Below are 25,909 nucleotides of genomic sequence, written 5' to 3' on the forward strand. Positions count from 1 at the left end.
CTCCAGGCCGATGATCGCCACGATCGCGCCCATAGCTGCCGGCGGAAAGATGACGTCGATCCAATCAGTGCCCACCATACGCACAATTTGGGATACCACGATGAAAAACAGGCCGAAAGCGATAAAACCGCCTTGAGCCGCCGCATAGCCACCCAGCTCCGGTACGGCCAGAATCGCGAAAACCGGAGCGATAAATGCAAAACTGGAACCCAAATATGCCGGAATTCTGCCTCTTGACACAATTAGATAAATCAGAGTGCCAACACCATTCATCAATAATGAGGTGGCCGGATTGACCTTAAACAGAAAAGGTACTAGGACCGTTGCGCCGAACATGGCGAACAAATGCTGCAGACTCAGGGGAATTCCCTGTAATACAGGAAGTTTCTCTTCGACTTGAATCATACGTCTTTCCATCCGCTTGCATCATTCCTTTCCTTGGTTCTAGCAATTTTGTACCTAAGATGACCTTCTCTGTCAGATCCGGGTTAACCTTTGTTATTATATTCTAAATTAATTGATTATTCTTTGTTTCGTTTTTACAATCCTGCCACCTCAACCTCTCTGGATCAATTTGCGAATCCGCAAGGCTACCTGCAGGTTCAATCTGTCTTCCGGATCATCCAGATTCATCCCGGTTATTTCCTGTATCCGGTCCAGACGGTAGAGAATGGTATTATAATGGGTAAATAATTTTTCTGATACTTTTTTCGCATTGCCATGATAATGGAAAAACATCTCCAGTGTCAACAGCAAATCTGAATTTTTCTCGGCATCATAGCGCATTAAGGGAAGAATATTTTCCTCTAAAAATTCTTCCAGCTCATTTTTCTTTTCAATCAGGGCAAACAGCCGATAAATTCCTAGGTCTTGAAAATAAACGTTCTGACCGCTGCAACCGGTTTCTTTGCCGATTTTTAACGCTTTGACGGCTTCCTGGTAACTTTTCTGATATCCTCCCGGTTCAGGATAATAGCGGCCTGTACCAATGGTAATCCATCCTTCTTTAACCAGAGGGGTGACCACCTGGCGCAAGGATTCCACTGCTTTCCGGATTTCCCGGTATGCCTGCTTAGACTCCTTGCTCACAACCTCCAGCAACAGCACCACTACATTGCTCTTGGTCCCGGGAATCGCCGTGCAGTTATGCCCCCGGCAGCGCTGGGCTACCTCCAGATAAATCCGGTTATTGATCTCATTGCGTTTTTTTTCAATTTCATTATCGATCTCCATGCCTTGCCAGACAGCATTTTCATATTGAAACAGGATGGCAACATATGGTTTGCATAAGTCCCAGCCAAAAAATCTGGCCCGGTTCCTCAAGTCGTCGTCCAGGGATGAAAAAAGGAGCTGATCCAGAAACTCATTGGCATAACGCCGCTCAATCTGCATGATTGCGTGGCGGTTGGCAATCTCCAGCGCCGCTACGGTCGCCAGCCGTTCAATAATGAGGATATCCTGTCCCGTCAGGGGCCGGTTGGTTTCCGCCACTACCACTTTGCCATACACCTCATGGCCGGAAGCAACAGGCAGCTCCATGATCCGAAAGGTAAAGTCCGGCAGTTCAGTAAGGTAGGTGCGGGATTGAACCGGCAATTCTACCCGGTCTTTGTCTTCACACCGCCAGAGAAGCTGAATGTCCTCGATTGGCCAGTTTACCGTTTCTCCCACTAAGCGCTGGTGTTTGGCATCATAAATCAGAACTGTGTTTTCGATGATTTGCGCCAGGCTCCGGGCCATATCGGCCAAATCACCGCCGAAAGATACGATATCCATAAACAGGCGGTGGGAATTGAGTGAGCGGCTGAGGTAATCATTCTGTTTATCCAGGGTTGCCGTCAGGACGGCATTGATCAAATCCGGGAAGGCTACTTCCGCCGACAGTTCTATCAAGGGAAACTGCAGTTGATCAGCCTGATCCATCATCACGATGGGAATGCGCTCGATATATCGTCCGGGCTTGATCGCCAACCCGACCAATCCCTTACTGGCTAATTCGGGAACCAGGTTCTGCTGTGCCGGCAGGTTATCCCGAATGGAATAGGCAGTGGTCAGCAGCAGCTCGCCGGGTTTGGTCCAGGCCAAAATATCCGGTACCTCCATGATGTTGACACTGCGCACAACCTTATCCAGTCCGCCGTGTCCGGCAACCGGTTTTGATTGGGCAAACGGCAGCAACTCCAAAACTTCTTTCAGGCTCAGACCAATATCCTTGTTCATACGCCCACCGACCTATTCTCGAATCTGATGAAAATACTGCAGACGCGGGCATCTAAAAACCCATTCAGCCCGGTTCATCTTTGCATAACAGAATTCCGCAATCTCTTACAAGAATCCTGCTCTTTTCCATATTTTCAGATAATTATGCGGTTCTTCACCTCATCTTCCGTTATTGGGATGAAAAGAATAAAAATGCCGCCTGTCTAAGCATCAGCCTATCAGGAAGCATTTTTTAACATCATTCGGTATTTATTCTTTATAAAATTCATCCCGCCAATGTTGCAAAATCGGCAGTTCCGACCGGACTTTTTCCAGGAAGGAAAAATCCAGTTCACACGACAAAACAGCCTCATCTTCCTCAGCCCGGACCAGAATATTCCCCCATGGGTCCACCGCCATGGAATGACCATAGGCCTGATATTCAGCGCCGGGGGTCTTGGCCGGAGCAGCGCCGACGATAAAGACCTGATTATCGATCGCCCGGGATCGCATTAAGAGTTCCCAGTGAGCCGGACCGGTAACCGGCCCAAAAGCGGCAGGATAAATCAGCAGCTTGGCGCCTTGCAGCATCATGGTGCGGGCAAAGGCCTGAAAACGAATGTCATAGCAGATCGCCACCCCAAAGGTCAAATCACCCACTGTGACCACGGTAGCCTGATCCCCGGCCGTCAATGTCTTGGACTCCTGGAACACCGTGCCGTCTTTAATATCCACATCGAACAGGTGGACTTTGCGATGACGGGCCACTAGATTGCCCTGTTCGCCAAAAACAAAACTGGTGTTAAAGATTTTTTCATGCTCCCGCTCCGGAATCGACCCACCCACCAGCGTAATCCGATGTTTAGCGGCTGCTGCAGCCAATCTGCGAATCGTCGGCCCGTCAGGCCAGGTTTCGGCATATTCGGGGAAGAGCTCGGATTGATAGGGGCAGTTAAACATCTCCGGCAAAATGACCAGCCTGCACCCCTGACCGGCCGCCTGAGAGATCATGGCGTCGGCTTGATCCATATTCAACGACTTGTCATTCCGCACCGCCAGCTGACAGATCCCGATTTTTAGTTTTTCGCCGGTTGACACAGCATCTACCTCATTTCTTTAATGAAAGTGGGTTCCCGATTCCTGTGGCCATAAACCCGGGAACATCCCGAACGTTTACTTTCTGCCTGGTCTGATCATGAACAAGGGCATTCCCCTGAATACGGTCAATAAACAATACTCCTTCCAAGTGATCCATTTCATGTTGAATGCATCGGGCCAGAAAATCTTCACCTTCGAGAAAATATGATTGTCCCCGTCGGTTTATGGCCTTGATCTTTACGTATTGTGCCCGTTTTACAAACCCTGTATAATCCGGCAACGATAAACAAGCCTCCGGGCCAATCTGCTCCCCTTGCATCTCTATCATTTCGGGATTGATTAACTCAATCAATCCCTTTCCACAGTCCATTACTACAATCCTTTTCAGGCTGCCGATCTGAGGAGCCGCTAAACCTGCCCGGCCATCAGTTGCATATAGTGTATCAACTAGATCGCCAAGCAGGTTTAGCAGCTTTGAATCGATGCCAGTGACCGGTTTTGATATTTTTCTCAGAATAGGATCACCAAAAGGAAGTATTCGTCTTTCCGCCAAAATTTTATCACCTTTCTGTCCCATTAGGATGCACCTGCCAAAGGTGATGGCGTATGAACCCACAAGTCGTTGGGGGTGCACTCCAATGTTGTACATAATGCATCCAAGGTATCAGCTTTCATCTGTTTTGGTTCACCAGTAAGCAAGGCACTGATAGACGGAGGAGATAAACGATAACCAGCCTTCTCTTGCAACAAACGGGCCAATGCCGCTCCGGTCCAGATACCTCTGTCAGCCATTATTTTTCGCAACGACCATACGAGCAATTATGATCACTCCAATTTATTAGTTAACACTTTAAAAAATAAGGTAACAACTAATGTAAAATATATAATAGATGATTCAAAAATGCAAGTTATCTTTGCCGCATTAGGCTGGGTTTTACAGCGAACTTCCATAAATATACAATGTAAAAAATGTACTCAATTATTGTATTTATATGCTACACTATAAATATCGTAATAAATTCTATAAATTGATAATTAACAAGGGAGGAACTACTACATGATTTGGTTAGGCGGAATAATAGTTGTACTTACGTTTTATGCCATTATTAAACGCTGGGAAACGCGGATGGTCTTATTTGCATCCGGCTTAGTCATGGCGGCAATTGCCGGTAAAGTTCCGGATGTAATTGACGCTTTTGCCAAAGCAATGATTAATGGCGGTTTGGTGCCTGTTATTTGTACTGTTATGGGTTTCGCTTTTGTTATGAAATATACCGGTTGTGACAAGCACATGGTTCAATTTTTGACCGGTGGGATTACCCGTATGCAGGCTATTCTGATTCCGGCAAGTGTTATGATAACTTTTGCTATTAATATTGCGTTGCCTAGCGCAGCAGGTTGTTCAGCTGCTGTTGGCGCTATTTTAATCCCGACCCTGATAAAAGCCGGTGTTCATCCGGCAATTGCCGGCAGCGCCATATTGGCGGGAACTTATGGCGGAACCTTAAGCCCGGGGTCAGCCCATCCGCCTTTTATTGCCAAGCTGGCCGGGACGGATGTCATGAGCGTCATTGCCGGTCACACAGTAGCCGCGATCCTTTGCGGTCTGATCGGCGCGATTGTGCTTCTGGTCGTTGCGATAGTGCGCAAAGAGAATAAAGGCTGTAACATCGGAGAATCGGAAGCGGCTGCCGATACATCGGAAAAACTCCAGGTCAACTATATTAAAGCAATCGTGCCAATAGTGCCTTTGGCTTTGTTGGTGCTGGGAAGCAAGCAGATCAATGTGCTGCCGGCTGTCTCAGTGCCCGAGGCTATGATCTTTGGCACCATTTTAGGATTAATTGTTTGCCGCTGCAATCCTCAGACCATTTCCAAAGAATTCTTCAACGGTATGGGTGAGGCCTATGGCAGTGTCATTGGTATTATTATCGCCGCAGCCGTATTTACTAAAGGTATGGAACTGATTGGACTGACCGGCTCGTTGATTGAGGTTATGAAACACTCAGAACAAATCGCCCGGTTTGCCGCTGCGTTTGGCCCTATGATTGTCGCGATTTTATCCGGTTCAGGCGATGCTGCCACACTGGCCTTCAACGGTGCGATTACGCCTCACGCTCAGGATTTTGGCTTTGGCATATCACAAATGGGCTCAGCCGCCTTTTTAAGCGGTTCATTTGGCAGAAGCATGTCGCCGGTTGCCGGAGCGGCTATTGTTTGTGCTCAGTTAGCAGGAGTTGATCCTATCGAACTCGCTAAACGCAATGCACCGGGAATGATTCTTGCCGCGATTGCCGGCATGCTGCTGCTTTTGTAAATAGGGTGATCGTCCACTTAGCTGATTTACGCAGAACCCAGGCTGCAATTATTGTGCGAACTGATTGCAGAACTGGCTGCGAAAGCTGGACACTAAAATACAGGTAACAAATCGGGATAATGTATAATCGGGGATGTTCCTTTTGGGCAACATAGTTGCGACGAAAAAGGGACATCCCCGGTTTGCTCTGCCGCACCTGGATGCCCTGTCTAGCGGATTCGGCGTCTCCCTTTACGAATGCTATCAGACGCGTCATAATAATTTTCTCGGCCTTTTTACAGGTTTCTGATTTTGATAGATTTCTACTTCCAGAAAAAGTCGTTCAATAATAATCCTGTTGACCATTGTATTGATTTGTTCGGCAGCCGCGTCAACTCCCTTTTCCAGCGAGAGCAGCAGTGCATTTGCCTGTTCTTTTGACATCGGCGGTACAACCAAATCAAAGGCTGGATTAAACCATATGTTAAGATAATTGTCGATAAAAAACATCATCCGTTCCGCTACGGCCTCAATACTGTCAGGATCGTCCATCATCTCGGCCAGATATTTGCGTATCAGCCCTTCTAATGCCTCCGGACCCTGTCCGGACTGTGCCGGAAAGCGCGTTATTTTTGCCATCAAGACCAATCCTCCTGTGCGCGGCAGCTAAATGTATTCTCTATATTATCCCCACGTATTCTTGGAATCGGATTTAGGATTGCCGCCGCGGGGACTAAAAATTTTGATGCAAAAAAAATCACTAACTGTCTCGTTAGTGATTTCAGCAATAAAATCGTATGGATATTGCAGTTTACGCCTGCTTAACGCACCGCCGCAAAAAATCCGACGCCACCCCGGCCATAACCCGGTACCCGGCTTCATTCGGATGAACGCCGTCGAAATACAGTCCTTCTCTGATTCCATCCCCGGCCGGATTGAGCATTGCCGAATAAAAGTCAATCAAGCCAATACCATTAGCTGCTGTATACCGGCGCAACAATTGGCGGTACTGCCCCAGCAGAGCTTCTTCCGCAAAATTACTACAGGGAGTCGGCAGCCCAATCCATGGCACAATACCGCTTTCCCCGGCCATCCGCGCCATTTTCCCGACATTATCCAATACTTCATTGGGGATAACCCCTTCGAATGCGTCATTCGCCCCGCCCAGGATAATTACATGCGACGGTTGCCGGGAAATCACATCCAAAGCGAAACGTTCCAGCATTCCCCAGGTAGTATCACCATTCATCCCTTTGTTCAGCATGGCTATGTCCAGTTCGTCGGAAACCAGGCGAACCCAGGAGAACTCCGGCAAATAGGGGAAGCCATAGGTAATGGAATCACCCAATGCCACGATTTTCATACATCCATCCTCCCCAAGATGAACCAAAGCGGAGCCAGTATGCAATAGGATAGCTGACTTTTTATGAAGGTGATTGCTTTATTGATTTCAGGAATTACTCCCAGTTCACCGGTCTTATTTTTATTCCTGTAATAACTGAATAACTTAGCGCCGTCCAATTTGCCCTCTGAGAATAGAGCATCATTCGATGTATCTGTCAGCCAGCGATAGCGCGGGAAAATATGAAAGTGCAAATGGCTTGTCTCCTCTCCCAGGCTCAATATATACACCTTCTCAACATCCGGCAGCCTGTAAAGAATACTCACCGTATTTTTCATTCCCTTTGTCATTGCCATCAGCTCTGCATCGACTAACTCCTGATACTGAGTGACATGCCTAATCGGTGAAATGATTAGATACCCTGGTATATTGACATCCAGACAATGATGTATGATGATCCTGTCATTTTTGTAAATCAGTCCTCCCGGCGGGGTTTCCTTCCCTTCTGCAATACTGCAGGTTATGCACATAGCCCCAACTCCTTGTTAAACATTATACCCCGATTTCAGACACCCCTATTGCTCAATGCCAAGCGCTGCAAACAGGCTGGCCACGAGGGCGCCGTTGAGCAAAACAGAGTTTTGTTCAACCAGTCTAAATGTATCGCGTTTAATTGGCTGATGCGAAAAATGCGCGGATGTTCCTGTTGACTTCCGGCATAATACTATGCTCAGCCACCCAACCGATTCATAAGCTTAATGAGGGATTTTAGCTTTTCTTCATTGATTCCCCCATAGGCGGAGCTGTTATCACGAATCGCCGTTCCAAAATGATATTCAGGCGCCCCGGTTTCTGTAACAATCCGCCCGATATTTTCAAAATTCAGCCCGCCGCCTACTAAGACGCGGATCTTCCCGGCATTCTCCACCATTTCTTTTATGACGGCCAGATTTTCTTGTATATCACCTTTACCACCTGATGTCAGTACCGTTGTGATCTCTGGATACTCAGCCAATACCTTTATGCCTTTTACCGGGTTTCTAAGTTCGTCAATCGCCCGGTGAAACGTGACATCCAACCCACTGCAAGTTTCCAGCAACTCGGCTAAAGACTTCTCGTCAACCGCATTATTTTCATCCAGAACCCCAAGGACCACGCCATTTGCCTTGAGTTGTCGGGCTATTTTAATATCTTCTTTCATTATATTTAGTTCGGCTTCTGTATAAACAAAGGACTTGGCGTGCGGCCGGATCATTACATTAACGGGAATCCTGACGCTTTCCACCACTGTTTTGATCAGTCCGTAACTTGGGGTAAGGCCCCCCTCGGACATAGCACTGATCAGTTCGATTCGGCTGGCACCGAAAGCCTCTATCCTTTTGGCGTCTTCGATTGTTGTCGCTATAATTTCAATCATTGCTCAGTTCTCTCCATACCAACAAGCCACTCGCCCATTCGCCCGGCTTCTGCCACCACTTCGGTTTGCGCGTGAAAATCCTCTGGCTTATGTGTTCCGCCAACGATAATGATTTTATAAGCACCAAAGCCGAGGAACAAAAGATTCTTGCCCATGTGCTCAAAATAGTGGCGGAACATAGACGTATCCGGCCTGGCCTGTGTTACCGCCAGCAGAACTTTCTTGCCAGGAGCTAAGTAACTGGAATAGTCGGGTTTTATATATGGATATAAACGATCAACCACCTGTTTCAATTGTGCCGTCATCTGCCACATGTAGACCGGTGTGGCAAAGACAATACCGCTGGCAGCATCAATCTCATCATACAATTCTTGCATATTATCCTGCAAGCTGCAGCGATGCTCTTTGCCTCTACAGGCATAACAACTCTGACAGCCTTTAATATTCATACCATTAAGGTAATAGGATTTAATTTCAGCCCCCCGGCCAGCTGCCGCCTTACTGACAACTTCCGTCAGTGCAGCAGTTGTGCCTTGCTTACGAGGACTGCCATTCAGAATAATGATTTTCTTCATACTTATCCCCCCGCCTTCGGCCTATTCTCAGCCGTTTTTCCAGCATCATCCCGATAGCGGACAGGCCCGCACTGCACAAAAATGATTGGATAATGTCCATCCTTCCTAATTGGAGTAGCAGCCAAGCTGTACTTAGGGAAAGATCTCCACCGGAGTCCCTATTGTGAGATACTCTTTAAGAATCAATATGTCGGCATCGCTGACCGCTACACACCCTTGCGTCCAGTCCCACAAACTACCGCCCCCATGAATACCCACTTCACCGCCTAAAGGGGTCTTCCATAAAGGAATTCCGCCCATTTGAGCAGCGGACACAATCTGTTGATATTCTGATGAAGAAATCAGCCCTTGTTTTAATCCCCGTTCCGCATCTTTGACATTTGGATAATTTAGACCATAGAAATAGACATATGGAGTCTTATCATTGATATAGCAGATAACAAAATTGCCTTCCGGCGTTTTGCCGTCTCCTTCTTTTTCCTTATTTCCCACTGGAGCGAATCCTCTGGCGATCCGGAAAATGCCAATAATATTTCCATCACCATACAGCATAAGTCTTCGCTCGGATTTATATATTTTTACTTCTATTTGCTTTGGCTGCCTGTTTGTTTGATGCAATAAACCGGGAAAAGCAGAAGTATGCAGTTGAAACGGGGGAAAGCCGCGCCATACTGCAAAAGCCAAAACAAAAATAACGATCAAAACAATTAGGATGGCTAACCGATTATATCGCATGATCAAAATTCCTCTTAATATTTTTCCAACTGCAAGGTGTTCATAAATTCTTCAATCCGCTTATAGTGGTTTCACTGCCACCACTATTTCCTCATCGTTTGAACCCAATATTTTCTGTGACACGAAACAAATTGCCAATGAATGTAAAGTTCATGTGGAATAATTCACCTGCTAAAACAGATTTCTGTTATCATACCATAATCTGCGCTCTCTATAAAGCCAAATTACTGTGCAAATAAAAAGTTCCTGCAAACATCAAATTGCAGGAACTCTGCTGCTCTATACCGTTTTGTTCGCATAACAATCTATTTTCGCCATTACCAAGGGGATGATTCCTTCTAACTGATTTCAGCAGCCATACGTCATTCCGTCTGGTGCCGCTCAGCCATATTATTCTATGCATTCCGCCTATACCCTACCTGCCCTTTTCATCCTTTTTCCAATTACAGTTAACCCGATAGCAACCGTCATCAGCCCCATCAGCACTGCACTAACCAGCAATGACATCTTTACATTGAAATATTGTTTGCACAGACTGGCCAGTACAAAGGACAGAATGCCGCCGGAGGCGCCAATGGTGACAAAAAAGGTCATCAAGCGGCTTGAAACTGTTTTCAGTTGGGATGTACCGTAGGAAACGATGGATGCATATACTCCGGAGTAGCCCAGCCCCATGAATGCAATCCAGAAATAGATCTCCCATATGCTATCGGAATGCAGCAGCATGGCATAGAAAAATACCGCCAGTAAGGAACCGCCCAAAATATACTGCTCAATAGGAAAGATCGTAACAAGATACGTGGACAGCAGCCGGCCGACTGCAATGAATATCCAAAAACTGACAGGGAAAAACCGGCCTGAGCTATATCCAAAGCCAGGGAATCAGTCAGATACACAATAAATCCAGTAGGTAAAAATCATTTCAGACAGAACATAACATAGTAATCCGAAGCCGATCAGATATATTTTTACGCCCCAGGGCTGGGAACATTCGCCGGAAAGGACCGGCTGCTGCCGGGAAATCAGCGAAAAGGGGGCAGACACCAGTCCATAGCATATTGCCGCCACCAGCACCAGCGTCAGTTGATATAGAGCTTCCCAGGTTACCTGGAAATATAACAGGAAACCGGCTAGCGCCGGCGAGAAGACGGCGCCGCAGCTATAGAAAAAATTCAGCAGATTCAGTTTGGCGGTCCTCTGTTCGTCCCGGTAGAGAGAAACCATGGTATAATTGCCGATCGAGCAAAGAATTCCCAGACCCAAGCCATAGGTTAGGATAAAGCAGGAAAAAATGACTAAATTCGGCGACAGCAAGGTAGTGCCGCCAATGCCGGCACATATCAAAACAAGGCCGGCTATCATATCCTTCTGTAAATTGACCCGGTCCAGCAGGCAGCCATTTCCTAAAATAGCCAGGCTGTTACCCAAAGTAAACAATGCAAAAACATACCCGACCATGTAGGTGTCCACCTGATATTTTCCGGCAATCTCAAGCGGTACAACCCCGGCCAGGCTAAAAGTGACACCCAGAAAGAAAAAATTAAAATAGGCCAGCCTGTTAATATGTTGCAAAATAGCACCTCTGGCGCCTTGCTTTTAGGCGGCTTAATATACGAAAATTATTCAGCCATAAGCATGGGAAGCAAATCCTGAACGGAGGCAGCCATAGCCTTGGGATTGGCCTCCCGGAGTTCTTCCGGGCTGCCATAGCCGAATGCCGCTGCAATGCAGCAGATCCCGTTTTTCCTCGCTCCGATCACATCATGTTTCCGGTCACCGACCATAATGATTCTACCCTTGGGAATGTCAAGACATTCCATCAGCGCGAAGGCAATCACTTCGTCTTTGTCAACTCTGGTTCCGTCCAGGTTACTGCCGGCAATCCGGCTGAAATAATGGGCCAGCTGAAAATGCTGCAAAATCTTTTCAGCAAAAACCGTGGGTTTTGATGTGGCAACTATCAGGGTTTTGCCGGCTTGTTTCAAATTAGCCAATAGTTCCGGTATCCCGTCAAAAACCGCATTTTCATACAGACCCTTTTCAGTAAAATATTCCCGGTAGTACTCTACCGCTTTTTTGGCATCTGCCTCACTCAGGCGATAAAACACCTGAAAAGACTCGCTCAGCGGCGGGCCGATAAACGGGATAAGAGAATCTAAATCCGCAACATGGATGTCAAACTTGGCCAGGGCATACTGCACGCTCCGGGTAATACCCGGCTTAGGGTCAGTTAAAGTTCCGTCCAGGTCAAATAAGATCACGTCATACATGTTCAACGGCCCCTTGTTAATTTTGGGCGAAGCGAATCGTCCCCGGCTCCATATATTCGATGGCTGCCAGGGTCTCAATCCGGATGCCGGCAGCTCTCAGTTTTTTGCCGCCCTCTTGAAAGCGTTTTTCGATGACAATACCGGCACCGGCTAACTTGGCGCCGGATTGACGGACAATACTGACCATGCCGTTGAGCGCTTCACCGTGAGCCAGAAAATCATCGATAATTAAGATCACATCATCTTTAACGAGAAATTTGGCAGCAACAGAAATCTGCACCGCTTCTTTACGGGTAAAGGAAAAAACATCAGCCAGGTAGGTCTCGCTGTCCTGAGTGACGGCCGGTTTCTTCTTGGCGAAAACTACCGGTACTCCCAGTTTTAATCCCGCCGCCATGGCTACGGCGATACCGGAAGACTCCACCGTAAGAATTTTAGTCACCCCATCCTGGGTAAACTTATCGGCCAACGTCTCACCCATGCGCATGATAAAGGCAGGGTCAATCTGATGATTCAAAAATGAGTCCACTTTCAAAGTCTGCGTTCCGATTACCTGTCCGTCAATACGGATCCGATCCTGCAATTCTTTCATAAAGTCCTCCACATATACTTGCTTTAACGGTCTTCACGATTATACGGCAGTCCCAGCGCTCCAGGCGCCGTCAGCCTGCCGCCCTGGCGGGCCATAACTATCACCAAGACAATAATAGTAAATAAATAAGGAAGCATACTCAACAAAAACGGCGATACAGAAACCCCGAGCACTTGCAAATGGAAACCTAAGGCATCCACGCCGCCGAAAAAATAAGACCCGATCATAGCCCGTACCGGATTCCACAGGGCGAAGATCACCAGGGCCACAGCAATCCAGCCCCGGCCGGCAGTCATATTCTCCAGCCAACTGGGTGCATAAGCCAGGGAAAGATAAGCGCCGCCGATACCGCATAACATGCCGCCAAGGGTAATGTACAGGTAACGCAGGGCAAATACCTTAACTCCCAGCGCATCCGCCGCCGCCGGATTTTCGCCCAAAGCCCGCAGGTAAAGTCCCGGACGGGTACGATACATAAAAAACCATAAGAGCGGTACCAACAGATAACTCAGGTACACCAATACGTCATGCTGAAAAAACACCGGTCCCACCAGCGGCAAATCAGACAAAAATCCCAGCGGCTGTACAGCAAAGGGACTGGGTACCGGTATGCCGATATAGTCCTTGCCCAGATATCCGCTCAGTCCGGCGCCGAACAAGGTCAAGGCCAAACCGCTGACTATCTGGTTGGCCCGCAGGGTTATGCATAACAACGCATGAATCAGCGCCACCAGCCCTCCGGCCAGCATGGCCGCGGCCAGCCCCAGCCAACTGCTGCCGGTAGTCACGGCCGCAATAAAGCCGCTTACCGCGCCTACCAGCATGATGCCTTCGACTCCCAGATTCAGGATGCCGGCCCGTTCCGTGACCAGTTCTCCCAGTGCCGCGAACAGAATCGGAGTACCGGCCGTAATGGCCGCCGCTAAAATGGAAATCAGTACAGATTGCTCACTCACTCGCCGTCTCTCCTTTCCTGTTGGAAATCACCAGACGATAGTTGGTCAATACCTCACCGCCCACCACGAAAAAGAGAATGGCGCCCTGAATCATCGTGGCAACCGATGCCGGCACTCCCATGGTTTGAACGAAATAGCCGCCAACCTGCAGCGTCCCGAACAAACCGGCTACCAGCATGATGGCCAGCGGGTTTAGTTTTGCCAGCCAGGCCACAATAATGGCGGTGTAGCCGTAGCCCGGACTCAAATGAGGCTGCAGCCTGCCTACGATGCCGCTGACCTCAGCCATGCCGGCAAAACCGCAGATGGCCCCGCTGACGATCATGACCAGATAAATATTCTTCTTGATATTCATGCCGGCATAGCGGGCAGCCCGCTCACTGGAACCGATGACTTTGATCTCATAGCCCCATTTGGAATTGCGGAAAATAATGACGAAAACTGCCATGATGATAAAGGCGAAAATAATGCCGATATGAATGCGTGACCCTCCAAAAGTAGGCAGCATGGCCGCCGCCGGGAACTGGGCTGTCAGGGGAAAATTCATTCCCTGGGGATCTCGCCAGGCTCCGTACACCAGATAGTTCACCCAGAGAATCCCCACATAGTTCAGCATCAGGGTGGTGATGATTTCATTCACCTGCCATTTTGCCCGCAAAGCAGCAGGTATGGCCCCCCAGAAACCGCCGGCGAGGGTGCTCAAAAGCAGCATGCCGGGAAGCATCAGCCAAGCCGGCAGACCGGGGAAAGTCAGCGGCAGCCAGCTAGCCGCCATGGCCCCCAGGTAAAACTGTCCTTCTGCCCCGATATTCCACAATTGCATACGGTATGCCAGGGAAACCCCAAGGCCGCAAATCATCAGAGGAATCGCCTTAACCACAGTCTCCGAGAGGCCATAGGCTGAACCCAGCGCACCGGTGAACATAGCAGTGTAAACCTCTAAAGGGTCCCGTCCGGTCAAGGCGAGAAAGGCGGCGCAGAAAAGCATCGCCAAAATGACCGACAAAACCGGGACCATAACAATCATTGTCTGGGACGGAGCCAAGCGTTTTTCAAATTTAAACGGCAGAGCCGCCATAAGCATCGCCTCCTAGAGAGATGCAAAGCATCTCGAAGTTAGTGGAAAAACAGATTGCGTTTCGGCTACAGAGACGGATGTCAGGGCTGGCAAAAATTCCGAAAAGCAAGGTTTTCCGAGTCTACCGCCCCGGGCGAACCGGCCATGAGCATGCCGATTTTATCAATATCAGCCTGATCAACCGGGAAGTCCCCTACTAATTGGCCATTAAATAAAACACCGACCCGGTCAGCCAATTTCAAAATTTCCTCCAGGTCCTCCGATATTAATAAAATCGCCGTGCGGCTGGCCTTCAAGTCCAACAACAGTTTATGAACGGCTTCAGTCGCTCCCACATCCAGTCCCCGCGCCGGATACACCACAATCATCAAGCGCGGATGGTCGGATATTTCCCGGGCAAGCAGCATCCGCTGCAAATTTCCGCCTGATAACAGTTTAACCGGTTGATTCAGGCTGGCCAGCTTGATCTGATACTGCTTGATCAGCCTGACCGCTTTTTCTTCTATCGCTTGGCTGTTTAAGAGCCAGCGGCCGGAATATTCCGGTTGCTGGTAACTTTTCAACAATAAGTTTTCTATTGCATTCAAATCCGGCACCAATCCCATACCGAGCCGGTCCTCCGGCACATAACTGACGCCACGGCTTATGATGGCCGCCGGCGGCAAATTAGTCACAGTCTCTTCATGCAGCCGGACCTGACCTTTAGCTACCCGGCGCAAACCGGTAATGATCTCGGCCAGTTCCCTCTGGCCATTACCGGCCACCCCAGCCAGCCCCAGGATTTCTCCCTCCCGGATGGTCAGTGAAATCCCCCGCAAGCCGGGCCGTCCCATATCGTTCCAGGCATGAACCTTTTCCAGGGAAAGGACTACGTTCCCCTGTCCCACCGTTTCTCGCGCATACTGAGACGCCACGTCCCGCCCAACCATTAGCCGCACTAGTTCCCGGCTGTTCAGCTGTTCACGCAACAGTGTTCCGGTGACCTTGCCGCCCCGCAATACGGTGACCCGGTCAGCCAGTTCCATGATCTCATTGAGCTTATGAGTAATAAATACAACCGCACAGCCATCATCAGCCATCTTGCGCAGGTTGCTGAAGAGATCGCTGGTTTCCTGAGGCGTGAGCACCGCCGTCGGCTCGTCCATAATCAGGACCCGGGAACCCTGATACAACATCCGCAGGATTTCTACCCGCTGTTTTTCCCCGACCGACAAATGGCCGACAATCGCATCCGGATTTACTTCCAGGCCGTATTTAGCGCTAAAGGATGTGATTTTGGCTTTTAATTTATCCGCTGGCAGAAGCAATGAGCCGTTTTGTTCTCCCAGAGTTATGTTCTCGGTCACTGTAAAAGGATTCACCAATTTAAAATGCTGATGGACCATGCCAATGCCACTGGCAATGGCATCGCGAGGAGAACTGAATTTTTTTTCAACCCCGTTGACTGTAATGCCGCCGGCATCCGGTTTATAAAGGCCGGCCAGAATCGACATCAGAGTGCTTTTGCCGGACCCGTTCTCCCCCAGCAGGGCATGAATTTCCCCGGCATAAATGTCTAGATTTACCTGCTGATTGGCAATAACGCCAGGGAAACACTTTACAATATCCCGCATTTCAATAAATGGTTTTGCCATTACTTCCTCCAGCTTGTAAGACTCGGAAAGCGCTTACTTCCCCGATACCCCGAGAAGCCTCGCCTCTCTCTAAATGCAGAGTGCCGGCAGAAAAAAATCTGCCAGCGCTCTACACCTATAAATAGGATCGCTGTTTACTTACTTATTTACCAAGAGTCCCTTCGACACCTTCTACAAACCAGTCAAACGAGAGCATATCGGCATCAGACATTCTTTGACCGGCCGGAACTTTGACCTTACCGCTTTGATCTTTAATCGGGCCGGTAAAGACGTCCCATCTTCCGCTGATGATGACCTTTTGTGCGTCATCTACCAGTTGTTTTGTCTCATCATTGACCATCGGGCCGAAAGGCGCGAGAGCTATAACGCCGTCACTCATCGGACCCCAGTACTGTTCGGATTTCCAGGTCTTATTCTTCACGGATTCCACTATCTTTACATAGTATGGACCCCAGTTCCAGACAACAGAAGTCAAAACAGCTTTAGGCGCCAGTTTGCTCATATCGGTATTATAACCCACACCGTATTTGCCTGCTTCCTCAGCAGCCTGCTGCGGACCGGGGGTGTCCTGATGCTGGGCGATAACATCGGCGCCGGCATCAAGAAGCGTCTTGCCGGCCTGTTTTTCTTTTGCCGGGTCATACCAGGTATTGGTCCAGATGACTTTTACTTTTGCATCGGGATTTACCGAACGGACACCTTGGGTGAAGGCATTGATACCGCGTACGACTTCCGGAATCGGGAAGGCGGCTACATAACCGATCTGATTGCTTTTTGTGGTTTTGCCGGCGGCAATGCCGCTGAGATAGCGTGCCTGATAAATCCGGCCGAAATAGGTGCCTACATTGGCGGCAGTTTTATAGCCGGAACAGTGCATAAATACTATATCAGGATATTTCTTGGCGACATTGATGGTCGGGTCCATATAACCGAAGCTGGTGGTAAAAATCAGCTTGTTGCCTTGCTCGGCCAGTTGGGTGATAACCCGTTCGGCGTCGGCGCCTTCGGGAACGGACTCAACAATCGTAGTCTGAACGTCCGGTATTTTGCTGATTAAGTATTTACGTGCTTCGTCATGGGAATAAGTCCAGCCGGTATCCCCTACCGGTCCCACATAAACAAATGCAACTTTGAATTTGTTCTCCGGAGCCGGAGTGGCTTGCTTCTGCCCGCAGCCGCTGAGCGCCAGGGTAACCATCAGAACGGCAATAAGCGCGGCGCACCAAAACCTTCTTTTCATTCCTAGTTGACCTCCCATACATTTGTTGAACATTTAATCGATATATTTAAAAATCATTCGGCATTTTTATTATTTTACCTGCTGTCCAACAAAAAATTTTCGCGGAAAATAGTGCTTATAGCCTATTGTACACCCCATCTGCAGCCCGTGAAAGCTGGAATAAAGCAGATCGCTTTTCGGGTAATCAGAGCGAAGTAACCAATCGGCACAAATCCGAAAAGGGACACTTTCTGAACAGCGCGCTCTCGCAGACCTGACAACGCAGACGGGCCTTTTTCAACAGGCCCCTTTTACGTCGACTTTAGTATCATAGAAGGTACTCCCCGCCGCCCGGTCGGCCAGCCGCTGGGAGGTCAGGGCATTCACCGTGCGATCGCCGGGAGCATCCTTTATCCAGTATATGCTGTCGGCTACCACCACTCCGGCCGGGACTTTATCTGTAACTTTTAAAATAAATGGCACTTCGCCCCGAATATTAAATGCCACCACCTGCTGCCGGTCGGTCAACTGCTTCGCGGCGGCGTCAGCCGGGTTCATCTGCAGATACATGGCTTCTTTTTGCATCAGCAAATCGTCCCGTTCGTTAAAAGACGAATTCAGGGAGTATAAGTTAGGCGCCGTCATCAGCCAAAAGGGCGCTGACTCCCCTGCCGGCGGAAAATAACGGGGCAGCGGCTCCTTTTCTTTCTCATTGAGAATTTCGATTCTGCCGCTGGGAGTTCTGTAGTCCAGTTTATAACCCTCCGGCAAGGGCAGCTCCACGGTCAGGCCATTTTTCAGCCGGTCCATATCCACGCCGGCCATCCAGGGCTTGGGATCGGCTAGCAGGGAATCAATCATTTCATCGGCGCTCTGCCGGAAAAACGCGTCCTCAAACCCCATTTCACGGGCTAACAGCTGAAAGACTTCCCAGTTTGACTTGGACTCGCCCACAGCGGGAATAGCCGGATAGGTCCGCTGCAGGCAATAGTGCCCGTAGGACCGGTATATATCCGACGTTTCCAGAGAACTGGCAGCCGGCAGCACAATATCGGCATACAGGCAGGTATCCGTCATAAACCGTTCATGGACGACCGTAAATAAGTCCTGCCGCATCAGGCCGGCTATGACTTTGTTCTGGTCCGGCGCTACCGCTGCCGGATTGGAAGTATATACATAGAAGCTTCTCACCGGCGGATTGGCCGCTTCCGTCAGAGCGTCGCCGATCTGGTTCATATTGATGATCCGGGTCTCTTCGGCCATAAAATCTTCCCGTGTGACTTGTTCCATGGCAAAGGCAGATCCGGTACTAATGGAGCTTAGCAAGCCGCCACCCGACTTTTGCCAGGCTCCGGCCAGGGCTGGCAGACAAGTGATACAGCGGACGGTCATAGCGCCATTGGCATACCGGGAAAGTCCGCTTCCCAGGCTGATAAACGGCGCCCGGGCGCTGGCATAAGTCTTGGCCAGTTCCACAATAACCGCCGGATCCAGACCGGTCACGTCACTGACGGCTTCCGGCGCATAGGCCGGCAGAGTGTCTTTAAACTGTTCAAAGCCATGGACATGCCGCGCAATAAAGTCTTTGTCCACCCAGCCTTCACGTACCATGACCTGCATCATTGACAGAGCCAGCGCCCCATCACTGCCGGGCTTGACCAGAATGACCCGGTCAGCCGCAACCGCCGTAGGCGTTTCATAGGTGTCAATCAGCCAGACCTTGGCCCCTTGCTGTTTCGCTTTCCGCACAATCTGAAAAAAATGAATGCTGGTTGCCAGAATATTTGTGCCCCATAAGATGATAAAATCACTCTTTGGCGCTTCATCCGGATGAAGCGCCAGGGTAGAACCCATAACCGCTTTCCAGCCATAATCTTTAGCTGGTGAACAGATGGTCCGTTCCAGCCGGGAAGCACCCAGGCGATGAAAAAAAGGATGCCCGGCATGACGCTGCACCAGGCCCATGGTGCCGGCGTAAGAGTAAGGCAAAATCGCCTCCGCGCCATACTCGGCAATGATCGTGCGCCACTGACCGCCAATGCGCCGAATAGCTTCTTCCCAGGATATAGGCCGGAACTGTCCCTGCCCCTTGGCGCCTGCCCGCAAAAGAGGCTGAGTCAATCGTCCGGGAGAATGCACGGTTTTTTCGTAATGATTCATTTTCGGGCAAAGACTGCCCCGGGTATAGGGGTGATCTGGATCGCCGGTTACTTTGACCGCGCTGCCGGCCTCAACCTCTACCAGCAAGCCGCAGGCATCCGGACAATCGTAGGGACAAACCGAGCGTTTCACTGTCACCATACCCGACCTCCTGATTTTATATTTTAATTTCTTCCGCCTGAAATACCTTGACTGATCGATCCAGCCTCATATCTTTTACCGTACTGCCAAAGGCGGCAAAATGGGGTGTCTTAAAATGCCGGTCTAAAGCCTCCCGGTCCGTCCATTCCTCCACGAACATAAAACTGTCATTACTAACAGTATCCGCCATCAACTGATAACTGATACATCCCGCTTCCGCCCGGGTAGCCCGGATCACAATTTCTGCCTGCTCTAAAAACGCCTCAATGCATTCGGGTTTTATTTTCGATTTCGCATGCACCACGATCATCATGCAGCCCTCCCCTTTTCTTCATCATCTGCTGCCTATATTCGCGACGATCGGCGCCGATTTCCTCCTAGTCACAACCTTTTTAGGACGGCGCAGAGCGTCTCGCTTACCTAAGCATTTTGTTCTACTGCCTGTGCCTTCTGAACCAGTGTCATATAAAAATAGTAGGTACAGACCAGCACCACAGCTGCAGAGACCCAAAACAGGACCCGATAGCCAAAAGTGTCGGCCACGACGCCCAGAACCGCGGCTCCCATGGCATTGCCCACATCGCCGGCTGTCGAAAGAGTGCCAAGGGCAGTGCCTTTATTGGCGGGATTAGTATGCTCCACCACATATACCGCCAAGGAGGGGAAAATAACCCCAAACCCCAGTCCCACCAAAATCCCGCTGAGAATAAAGGTCATGGTAGAAGGATGAATGGCAATTACCGCCACACTACCGACATTCAGCAGACTGGCATAGGTCGCCGCCCTTTCCGCCGGCCACAATTTCGTAATATATTGCACTCCCAGCCTGGCGCTGATCACCGCCACCATAAAAGCAAAAAAGAAAGGGAAATACGGAATGCCGCCTTCAGCCAGGGCAATCAGAGGAACAAAAGTAAAGGTAGTGATACTGGCAAAATTGGAGGCAAACAGACAAATTGTCGGTGCCATAACATCTTTCGAACGCATGATGTCCATGACCGGAGTGCGTTCCACCCCGGTCATCGGCGCAATAGCCGCGGCGCGCAAGGTCATGACCAGCACCGCAATCGCCAGTATCGCCAGGCTGATCAGGATCAGCCGCTGAAATCCCATAGCTGCAAAGAAAAAAGGTCCGATGCTGGTAGCCACTCCCACTCCTACCATCGTGCAAACGGCATACATAGAAATGGCGCTGGCCGTATTCTCGCGGGTTTCCACCGAACTGGCGAATGTCACCGCACCTGTGCCATAGAGAGCTACGGCAATGCCCTGGCCCAGGCGCAAAACAACAAACGCAAAAAAGCTGCTGACCCAGAGATACGCTGCCAGACACAAGCCAATCATAACCTGTCCCACCAAAAGGACCGGCTTACTTCCCCTCACATCCACGCCAATGCCGGCCAAGGGACGAATCAGCAGTGCACCCAGGGCTGCGATACCCATGATTAACCCGATTTGCGTATCACTAAAATTTTGCAGTTTTAAATATACCGGCAGCACCGGCACCAGTAAATTTGAAGCAAAAGTAGTCAACATCTGGCTAACGGCAATATTTTGAAACTGCCTGTTGGCAAACAGCATTCCCATCTGTGGCATAAAACAACACCTTCTCTGTCCATTATGAATCGATATTCGGAATAAAGAAAATAAAACATAAATCCATCCAGTCGCAACCAGATAAATTTATGCTCTAAATTTTCTCAGTTATATCCTACTGCAGGATACTTCCATATATTATATGATATGCCTTTGCACTGACTTTAGCAACCCATTTTTATCAGGCTATTTCAGGCTGTTCTTATTTGGCAAGCTCCTTCATCATCAGATCAACACCATCAATAAGGCAGTCCCGCCTCCCAGAACCGCCCCTGTCGCCACATCGCTGGGGTAATGGACACCCATATAAATGCGGGAGATGCCGGTGGCGGCAGCTAGAAATAAAAGCGGCAAGGTTAACAGGGGAAAATACATAGCATAGGATACGGCTAAAGAAAATGCCGCCGTGGTGTGGCCGGAAGGGAATGAATGATCCTTCAGCGGACCGGTCAATGTATAGCAGCCGGGCAATACCAGGTAAGGACGCGGTCGGGTAAACAGCAGCTTAACAATATAGGCTACCGCATGACTGAAGGCCAAGGCAAAAATGGCATGTACAGCAGCTTCGGCCAGCATGCCCCTGCCTGCCAGATAGAAAACAGCACAAGAAAGAATGGTAAAAACCGGTCCGCCCAGTTCAGTGATCCAGGGCATAATCGTGTCCAGGCAATTGCGACGCCAAGCATGATTAATGTGATAAAACAGTTTGACATCGCCCAGGAAAGCCCAGGCCGCAAGACGCGACATTTACACCCCTTCTTTCTTATATATTTTCTTAGAATATCACCTTTATTATCCCACTTTGCCGGCTAAATGGAAAGACCTTCGCAGGACATGAGAAGTTAATTTTTTATAAATATTTTTATTGCAGCATAGTCCCCAGCCGTTTGGCAATGGGTGAGAAACCGGGCTGCTCACAACCGTCCTGACAGGAGATCGCAGCTTCATTCAGACGCCAAATCTCAGCCGCATATTCGGCGAAGGTCCGGTCGCTGGAAAACCAGCCGGCATGAGCAATATTATGGATGCACATCCGACGCCATACTTTCTGGTCCTGATATTTGCCATTAATGATCTCTTGAGCAGCCACATAAGCGGCAAAATCTTTCAAGACAAAATACTGGTCCCCATGGTGCAGGAAGGAGTCATAATGGGCACGGAAATCTTCCCGGTCAGAGCTTAGCGATCCGTCCACCAGTTTCTCCAGCATTCTTTTGACCCGCGGGTCGCTATGATAGATATCCCAGGGATTGTAGCCGCCCTGCCGGTAATATTGCAAAACTTCCGGCGCCGTCAGGCCGAAGGTGACAATATTGCTATGTCCCGCTGCCTCCCTGATCTCAATATTGCCGCCATCAAGAGTCCCCAGAGTCACAGCGCCGTTCATCATAAACTTCATATTGGCCGTACCGCAGGCTTCCCGGCTGGCTGTAGGAATTTGCTCGCTGACATCGGCGGCCGGAATGATGGTTTCGGCTAAAGATACGTTGTAGTTAGCCAGAAATACCAATTTGATCTTATCCCGGATCCGCTTGTCATTGTTGATCACCTCTGCCAAACTGTTGATCAGCTTAATAGTGCGTTTGGCAATATAGTATCCCATCGCCGCCTTGCCGCCGATAATGAAGGTTCGCGGCCAGACGGGCAGGTCCGGGTCCTCCAGCAGACGCTGATATAAATCCATGATGTGAAATACATTCAAGCTCTGCCGTTTATAAGCGTGAATGCGTTTTACCTGTACATCAAAGATAGAGTCGGAATCCACTGCTATTCCGTTTTTTTGCTGGATGATCCTGGCCAATACCTGCTTATTGCGCCGCTTGATTTCGGCGATTTCCTTCTGGAAAGCGGCATCGTCGGCATACTGCGTCAAATCCTGCAGGCGGCACGGATCTTCCAGCCAAGCCTCCCCGATCGTTTCCGTGACCAAAGAGGCCAGCTTGGGGTTGGCTGCCAGCAGCCAGCGGCGGTGCGTGACGCCGTTGGTTTTATTGTTAAATCTTTGGGGATATATTTCCCAAAAATCATGCAGAACTTCTTTCTTTAAAATGTCGGTATGCAGCACGGCTACACCATTGGTGCTGTGGCTGCCGGCAATAGCCAGATAGGCCATGTGAATATAGCCGTCAGCAATGATGGCCATATGCCGGATCTTTTCCCAGTTGCCCGGATATTTGTCCCATAGCTCACGACAAAATCGTTCATTAATTTCGTGAACGATCATATAGATCCGCGGCAGCAGCGTTCTAAACAGATCCTCCGGCCATTTTTCCATGGCCTCCGGCAAAATGGTATGGTTGGTATAGGACATGGTCCGGACAGTAATATCCCAGGCATCTTCCCAGCTAAGGCCGGCCTCATCCACCAGCAATCGCATCATTTCCGGGACAGCCAGCGCCGGATGGGTGTCGTTAATATGTACGGCCACTTTGTCTGGCAAATTGGCATAAGGCAGGTTCATCTTCCGGAAGTCCCGCAGGATGTTCTGCAGTCCGGCCGACACCATAAAATACTGTTGCTTGAGCCGGAGGACCTTGCCCTCATGGTAGGTATCGTCCGGGTAGAGTACATGACTAATGCTCTCAAGCGATTGTTTATATTGCAAGGTATTCCGGCAATCAGTCTGACCGGCGGCGCAGGCCTGCTTTGCCAGCTCGGCTTCGGCGCTCCACAGCCGGAGAGTATTGACGGTATTGTTATGATAACCGGTAATGGGAATATCATAGGGAACCGCCGACACGGCTTCGTAATTTTCATGGATATATACAATCCTGCCGTTGGCCTGCAACCGGACCGCGCCGCCAAACCGGACTTCCACCGCCTCATCGGCGGCACGGTATTCCCAGGGGTAATACCCGTATTTCAGCCAGTCATCGGGAAACTCATACTGAGCGCCGCCGATAATCTGCTGCTCAAACAAGCCATAACGGTACCGGATACCGCAGCCGTGTCCATTTAGCTCCAAGGCCGCCATGGAATCAAGATAACAGGCCGCCAGACGGCCTAAGCCGCCGTTGCCCAGCCCGGGATCCTCTTCTTCTTCCCTCAGTTGGGCCAATTCTATGCCCAGTTCTCTCAGCCCCCGTTCGCAAGTATCCTTCAGGCCTAAATTGATCATATGGATGTCCAGCATACGCCCCAGGAGAAACTCTATAGAAAAATAGTACACCTGTTTCTCCTGATTTTCTTGTTGCTGAGCCCGCAGTTTTTTAGCCTGCAGCCATGTTCGGCTAATCTCATCCCTGACCAGGCTGGCCAGAGTCAGGTACTTTTCCTTATCGGACGCCGCTTCAAGAGTCTTGGCATACAGGGAGTACAGTTTGTTCCGGTAAGCTTCTTTGAACTGTTCCGTCGTCATGTCGGCATTGGGTTCCCGGCGTTCGACCGGCTTGTTTGCGTCCTGCCCGGTAACCAAAACGCCGCCAACATGTTTCGCATCGCCGCTTTTCGCCTGGCAGTACGGTTGCTGTCTTTTATACATACTATATAACAATTCCTTTCTTGATCACCAGGGGATAATGAAACTCCCCTCGCAATTGTTTGCCGGATGTAACACGAACATTTTTATCGCATATCACATTCTCCAATATAGTGTTACCCGCAATATCACAATCTTGCATGATGATGCTGTCTTTAATGCAAGCGCCTCGCTGCACCGTAACACCGCAAAACAGGATGCTGTTCTCCACTCGTCCTTCTACCAGACAGCCGCCGGCCACCAAAGAATTGCGCACAGCAGCACTGTTTGCGTACTTGGTGGCCGGTTCGTCCCTGGTTTTGGTAAATATGATAGCCGACTCATGAAATAACTCACGCCATATTTCCGGCTGAAGCAGTTCAAAATTATGCTTGAAGAAACTTTGCAGACAGTTGATCCTCGCCACGTATCCCGAAACAGGATAAGCCGCTATTTTCAGGCGGCTCAGATTTTTAATCAGGCAATGTTTGGCAAAGTCAAAATCACCATGAGCAATGCAGGTATTGACTAAATCAATTAAAAGTTCTCTTTCCATAATATAAGTATCTAAGGAAAGCTTTTGATCTTTCACTCTTCCCGGATTCACCAGCATGTCACGGACCATTCCCCTTTCGTCAAGCCGCAGGGTAGTGGCCTTGGAGCAATCCTGCACCGTACAGTCTTCCTGGCTGTAAAGCAGCGTAACATCCGCCTGGACTTCCTGATGAAATTCCAGTATATCCCGGTAATCAGCCTTATAAATCACATGAACGCCGGCAATCACCACATAGTTTTGGCGGCTCTTTTCGATATAATCCAGATTACTGTGAAAATTCTCCGCGTCTCCCCGGTACGGTCTCCAAGGGTGATTGGCGTAAGCCGGCGGCAGCAGGAAAAGCCCGTCTTGTTTTCGGGCCAGATCCCAGTCCTCACCGGAACGCACGTGGTCCATCAGGGAGCGGTATTTCTGATGCGCCAGAATTCCCACATTATGAATCCCGGAATGGACCATATTAGATAAAATAAAATCAATCATGCGGTACTTGCCGCCAAAGGGCACGGCTGCCAAAGGCCGGTGCAGCGTTAACTCCGACAAATACGAATCATCTTCCATCAAATTGATGATTCCCATCATGCTGTTCAT

26 protein-coding genes are annotated in these 25,909 nt (G+C 49.5%); 1 reads left to right on the plus strand and 25 read right to left on the minus strand.

All coding sequences use genetic code 11. The features are described 5' to 3' along the window. The 5 genes from ALO_RS00425 to ALO_RS23705 form a co-directional block, all read right to left on the minus strand. Positions 1-417, minus strand: a 417-nt coding sequence (locus ALO_RS00425) for a solute carrier family 23 protein (protein ID WP_040292424.1), incomplete at its 3' end; no start/stop codon positions are given. A 138-nt stretch (positions 418-555) separates the two neighbouring features. Further along, positions 556-2,220 (minus strand): PucR family transcriptional regulator, encoded by a 1,665-nt coding sequence (locus ALO_RS00430; RefSeq protein ID WP_004573002.1) that lies wholly within the window; start codon positions 2,218-2,220, stop codon positions 556-558. 249 nt (positions 2,221-2,469) lie between these two features. Further along, entirely contained in the window at positions 2,470-3,297 is an 828-nt protein-coding gene (locus ALO_RS00435) for a carbon-nitrogen hydrolase family protein (protein WP_004573003.1), read from the minus strand. 10 nt (positions 3,298-3,307) lie between these two features. Further along, positions 3,308-3,850 (minus strand): peptide deformylase, encoded by a 543-nt coding sequence (gene def / locus ALO_RS00440; RefSeq protein WP_050806948.1) that lies wholly within the window; start codon positions 3,848-3,850, stop codon positions 3,308-3,310. A 23-nt stretch (positions 3,851-3,873) separates the two neighbouring features. Next, positions 3,874-4,116 (minus strand): helix-turn-helix domain-containing protein, encoded by a 243-nt coding sequence (locus ALO_RS23705; RefSeq protein ID WP_004573005.1) that lies wholly within the window; start codon positions 4,114-4,116, stop codon positions 3,874-3,876. Between the two features lie 238 nt (positions 4,117-4,354). On the opposite strand from ALO_RS23705, the gene dcuC reads away from it, so the two are divergent. Further along, entirely contained in the window at positions 4,355-5,614 is a 1,260-nt protein-coding gene (gene dcuC / locus ALO_RS00445; RefSeq protein ID WP_004573006.1) for a C4-dicarboxylate transporter DcuC, read from the plus strand. A gap of 252 nt (positions 5,615-5,866) precedes the next feature. On the opposite strand, the gene ALO_RS00450 is transcribed toward dcuC, so the two are convergent. The 20 genes from ALO_RS00450 to glgD all read right to left on the minus strand — a co-directional run bounded on the left by ALO_RS00450 (position 5,867) and on the right by glgD (position 25,909). Continuing rightward, the gene (locus tag ALO_RS00450) at positions 5,867-6,232 is read right to left on the minus strand and encodes a hypothetical protein (RefSeq protein ID WP_004573007.1); all 366 of its coding nucleotides are present in this window, start codon (positions 6,230-6,232) and stop codon (positions 5,867-5,869) included. A 172-nt stretch (positions 6,233-6,404) separates the two neighbouring features. Continuing rightward, positions 6,405-6,956 carry an SGNH/GDSL hydrolase family protein gene (locus ALO_RS00455; RefSeq protein ID WP_004573008.1) on the minus strand — a complete coding sequence of 184 codons (552 nt, stop codon included), beginning with the start codon at positions 6,954-6,956 and terminating at the stop codon, positions 6,405-6,407. Beyond that, positions 6,953-7,465, minus strand: coding sequence for an HIT family protein (locus ALO_RS00460; RefSeq protein WP_004573009.1), 513 nt, complete (start codon positions 7,463-7,465; stop codon positions 6,953-6,955). The genes ALO_RS00455 and ALO_RS00460 overlap by 4 nt, the downstream gene beginning before the upstream one ends. Positions 7,466-7,665: 200 nt before the next feature. Beyond that, positions 7,666-8,352, minus strand: a complete 687-nt coding sequence (locus ALO_RS00465; RefSeq protein ID WP_004573010.1) for a copper homeostasis protein CutC — start codon at positions 8,350-8,352, stop codon at positions 7,666-7,668. Further along, positions 8,349-8,927: a flavodoxin family protein gene (locus ALO_RS00470; RefSeq protein WP_004573011.1), complete on the minus strand. Its 579-nt coding sequence runs from the start codon at positions 8,925-8,927 to the stop codon at positions 8,349-8,351. The genes ALO_RS00465 and ALO_RS00470 overlap by 4 nt, the downstream gene beginning before the upstream one ends. A 132-nt stretch (positions 8,928-9,059) precedes the next feature. Further along, positions 9,060-9,662 (minus strand): L,D-transpeptidase family protein, encoded by a 603-nt coding sequence (locus tag ALO_RS00475; protein WP_004573012.1) that lies wholly within the window; start codon positions 9,660-9,662, stop codon positions 9,060-9,062. 408 nt (positions 9,663-10,070) lie between these two features. Beyond that, positions 10,071-10,424: a hypothetical protein gene (locus ALO_RS00480; RefSeq protein ID WP_004573013.1), complete on the minus strand. Its 354-nt coding sequence runs from the start codon at positions 10,422-10,424 to the stop codon at positions 10,071-10,073. A 120-nt stretch (positions 10,425-10,544) separates the two neighbouring features. After that, positions 10,545-11,234, minus strand: a complete 690-nt coding sequence (locus ALO_RS00485; protein ID WP_004573014.1) for an MFS transporter — start codon at positions 11,232-11,234, stop codon at positions 10,545-10,547. Between the two features lie 47 nt (positions 11,235-11,281). Continuing rightward, positions 11,282-11,932 (minus strand): HAD family hydrolase, encoded by a 651-nt coding sequence (locus ALO_RS00490; protein ID WP_004573015.1) that lies wholly within the window; start codon positions 11,930-11,932, stop codon positions 11,282-11,284. A gap of 16 nt (positions 11,933-11,948) precedes the next feature. Continuing rightward, on the minus strand, positions 11,949-12,524 hold the full coding sequence (locus ALO_RS00495) for a xanthine phosphoribosyltransferase (protein WP_004573016.1): 576 nt from the start codon (positions 12,522-12,524) through the stop codon (positions 11,949-11,951). A 23-nt stretch (positions 12,525-12,547) separates the two neighbouring features. After that, entirely contained in the window at positions 12,548-13,480 is a 933-nt protein-coding gene (locus ALO_RS00500) for an ABC transporter permease (protein WP_004573017.1), read from the minus strand. Then, positions 13,473-14,558 (minus strand): ABC transporter permease, encoded by a 1,086-nt coding sequence (locus ALO_RS00505; RefSeq protein WP_004573018.1) that lies wholly within the window; start codon positions 14,556-14,558, stop codon positions 13,473-13,475. The genes ALO_RS00500 and ALO_RS00505 overlap by 8 nt, the downstream gene beginning before the upstream one ends. 80 nt (positions 14,559-14,638) lie before the next feature. Then, the gene (locus ALO_RS00510) at positions 14,639-16,192 is read right to left on the minus strand and encodes an ABC transporter ATP-binding protein (RefSeq protein ID WP_004573019.1); all 1,554 of its coding nucleotides are present in this window, start codon (positions 16,190-16,192) and stop codon (positions 14,639-14,641) included. A 142-nt stretch (positions 16,193-16,334) separates the two neighbouring features. Beyond that, the gene (locus ALO_RS00515) at positions 16,335-17,432 is read right to left on the minus strand and encodes a BMP family ABC transporter substrate-binding protein (protein ID WP_004573020.1); all 1,098 of its coding nucleotides are present in this window, start codon (positions 17,430-17,432) and stop codon (positions 16,335-16,337) included. A gap of 276 nt (positions 17,433-17,708) precedes the next feature. Next, a complete protein-coding gene (locus ALO_RS00520) occupies positions 17,709-19,712 on the minus strand; it encodes a molybdopterin-dependent oxidoreductase (protein WP_004573021.1) in 2,004 nt (667 codons plus the stop codon). A gap of 16 nt (positions 19,713-19,728) precedes the next feature. Beyond that, positions 19,729-20,025: a putative quinol monooxygenase gene (locus ALO_RS00525; RefSeq protein ID WP_083820993.1), complete on the minus strand. Its 297-nt coding sequence runs from the start codon at positions 20,023-20,025 to the stop codon at positions 19,729-19,731. A gap of 107 nt (positions 20,026-20,132) precedes the next feature. Then, entirely contained in the window at positions 20,133-21,308 is a 1,176-nt protein-coding gene (locus tag ALO_RS00530) for an MFS transporter (RefSeq protein ID WP_004573023.1), read from the minus strand. A gap of 225 nt (positions 21,309-21,533) precedes the next feature. After that, positions 21,534-22,055, minus strand: a complete 522-nt coding sequence (locus ALO_RS00535; RefSeq protein WP_004573024.1) for a phosphatase PAP2 family protein — start codon at positions 22,053-22,055, stop codon at positions 21,534-21,536. 115 nt (positions 22,056-22,170) lie between these two features. Further along, entirely contained in the window at positions 22,171-24,666 is a 2,496-nt protein-coding gene (locus tag ALO_RS00540) for a glycogen/starch/alpha-glucan phosphorylase (protein ID WP_083820996.1), read from the minus strand. Positions 24,667-24,790: 124 nt separating this feature from the next. Further along, the gene (glgD, locus tag ALO_RS00545) at positions 24,791-25,909 is read right to left on the minus strand and encodes a glucose-1-phosphate adenylyltransferase subunit GlgD (protein WP_004573026.1); all 1,119 of its coding nucleotides are present in this window, start codon (positions 25,907-25,909) and stop codon (positions 24,791-24,793) included.

It is taken from the genome of Acetonema longum DSM 6540 (assembly GCF_000219125.1).
Classification (GTDB): Bacteria; Bacillota; Negativicutes; order Sporomusales; family Acetonemataceae; genus Acetonema; species Acetonema longum.

Excerpts from the sequence above, each read along its gene's own strand:
- ALO_RS00430 (WP_004573002.1), bottom strand. The coding sequence starts at position 2,220 with ATGAACAAGGATATTGGTCTGAGCCTGAAAGAAGTTTTGGAGTTGCTG.
- dcuC (WP_004573006.1), top strand. The coding sequence starts at position 4,355 with ATGATTTGGTTAGGCGGAATAATAGTTGTACTTACGTTTTATGCCATT.
- ALO_RS00450 (WP_004573007.1), bottom strand. The coding sequence starts at position 6,232 with ATGGCAAAAATAACGCGCTTTCCGGCACAGTCCGGACAGGGTCCGGAG.
- ALO_RS00455 (WP_004573008.1), bottom strand. The coding sequence starts at position 6,956 with ATGAAAATCGTGGCATTGGGTGATTCCATTACCTATGGCTTCCCCTAT.
- ALO_RS00460 (WP_004573009.1), bottom strand. The coding sequence starts at position 7,465 with ATGTGCATAACCTGCAGTATTGCAGAAGGGAAGGAAACCCCGCCGGGA.
- ALO_RS00465 (WP_004573010.1), bottom strand. The coding sequence starts at position 8,352 with ATGATTGAAATTATAGCGACAACAATCGAAGACGCCAAAAGGATAGAG.
- ALO_RS00470 (WP_004573011.1), bottom strand. The coding sequence starts at position 8,927 with ATGAAGAAAATCATTATTCTGAATGGCAGTCCTCGTAAGCAAGGCACA.
- ALO_RS00475 (WP_004573012.1), bottom strand. The coding sequence starts at position 9,662 with ATGCGATATAATCGGTTAGCCATCCTAATTGTTTTGATCGTTATTTTT.
- ALO_RS00490 (WP_004573015.1), bottom strand. The coding sequence starts at position 11,932 with ATGTATGACGTGATCTTATTTGACCTGGACGGAACTTTAACTGACCCT.
- ALO_RS00495 (WP_004573016.1), bottom strand. The coding sequence starts at position 12,524 with ATGAAAGAATTGCAGGATCGGATCCGTATTGACGGACAGGTAATCGGA.
- ALO_RS00505 (WP_004573018.1), bottom strand. The coding sequence starts at position 14,558 with ATGGCGGCTCTGCCGTTTAAATTTGAAAAACGCTTGGCTCCGTCCCAG.
- ALO_RS00510 (WP_004573019.1), bottom strand. The coding sequence starts at position 16,192 with ATGGCAAAACCATTTATTGAAATGCGGGATATTGTAAAGTGTTTCCCT.
- ALO_RS00515 (WP_004573020.1), bottom strand. The coding sequence starts at position 17,432 with ATGAAAAGAAGGTTTTGGTGCGCCGCGCTTATTGCCGTTCTGATGGTT.
- ALO_RS00520 (WP_004573021.1), bottom strand. The coding sequence starts at position 19,712 with ATGGTGACAGTGAAACGCTCGGTTTGTCCCTACGATTGTCCGGATGCC.
- ALO_RS00525 (WP_083820993.1), bottom strand. The coding sequence starts at position 20,025 with ATGATGATCGTGGTGCATGCGAAATCGAAAATAAAACCCGAATGCATT.
- ALO_RS00530 (WP_004573023.1), bottom strand. The coding sequence starts at position 21,308 with ATGCCACAGATGGGAATGCTGTTTGCCAACAGGCAGTTTCAAAATATT.
- ALO_RS00535 (WP_004573024.1), bottom strand. The coding sequence starts at position 22,055 with ATGTCGCGTCTTGCGGCCTGGGCTTTCCTGGGCGATGTCAAACTGTTT.
- ALO_RS00540 (WP_083820996.1), bottom strand. The coding sequence starts at position 24,666 with ATGACGACGGAACAGTTCAAAGAAGCTTACCGGAACAAACTGTACTCC.
- glgD (WP_004573026.1), bottom strand. The coding sequence starts at position 25,909 with ATGAACAGCATGATGGGAATCATCAATTTGATGGAAGATGATTCGTAT.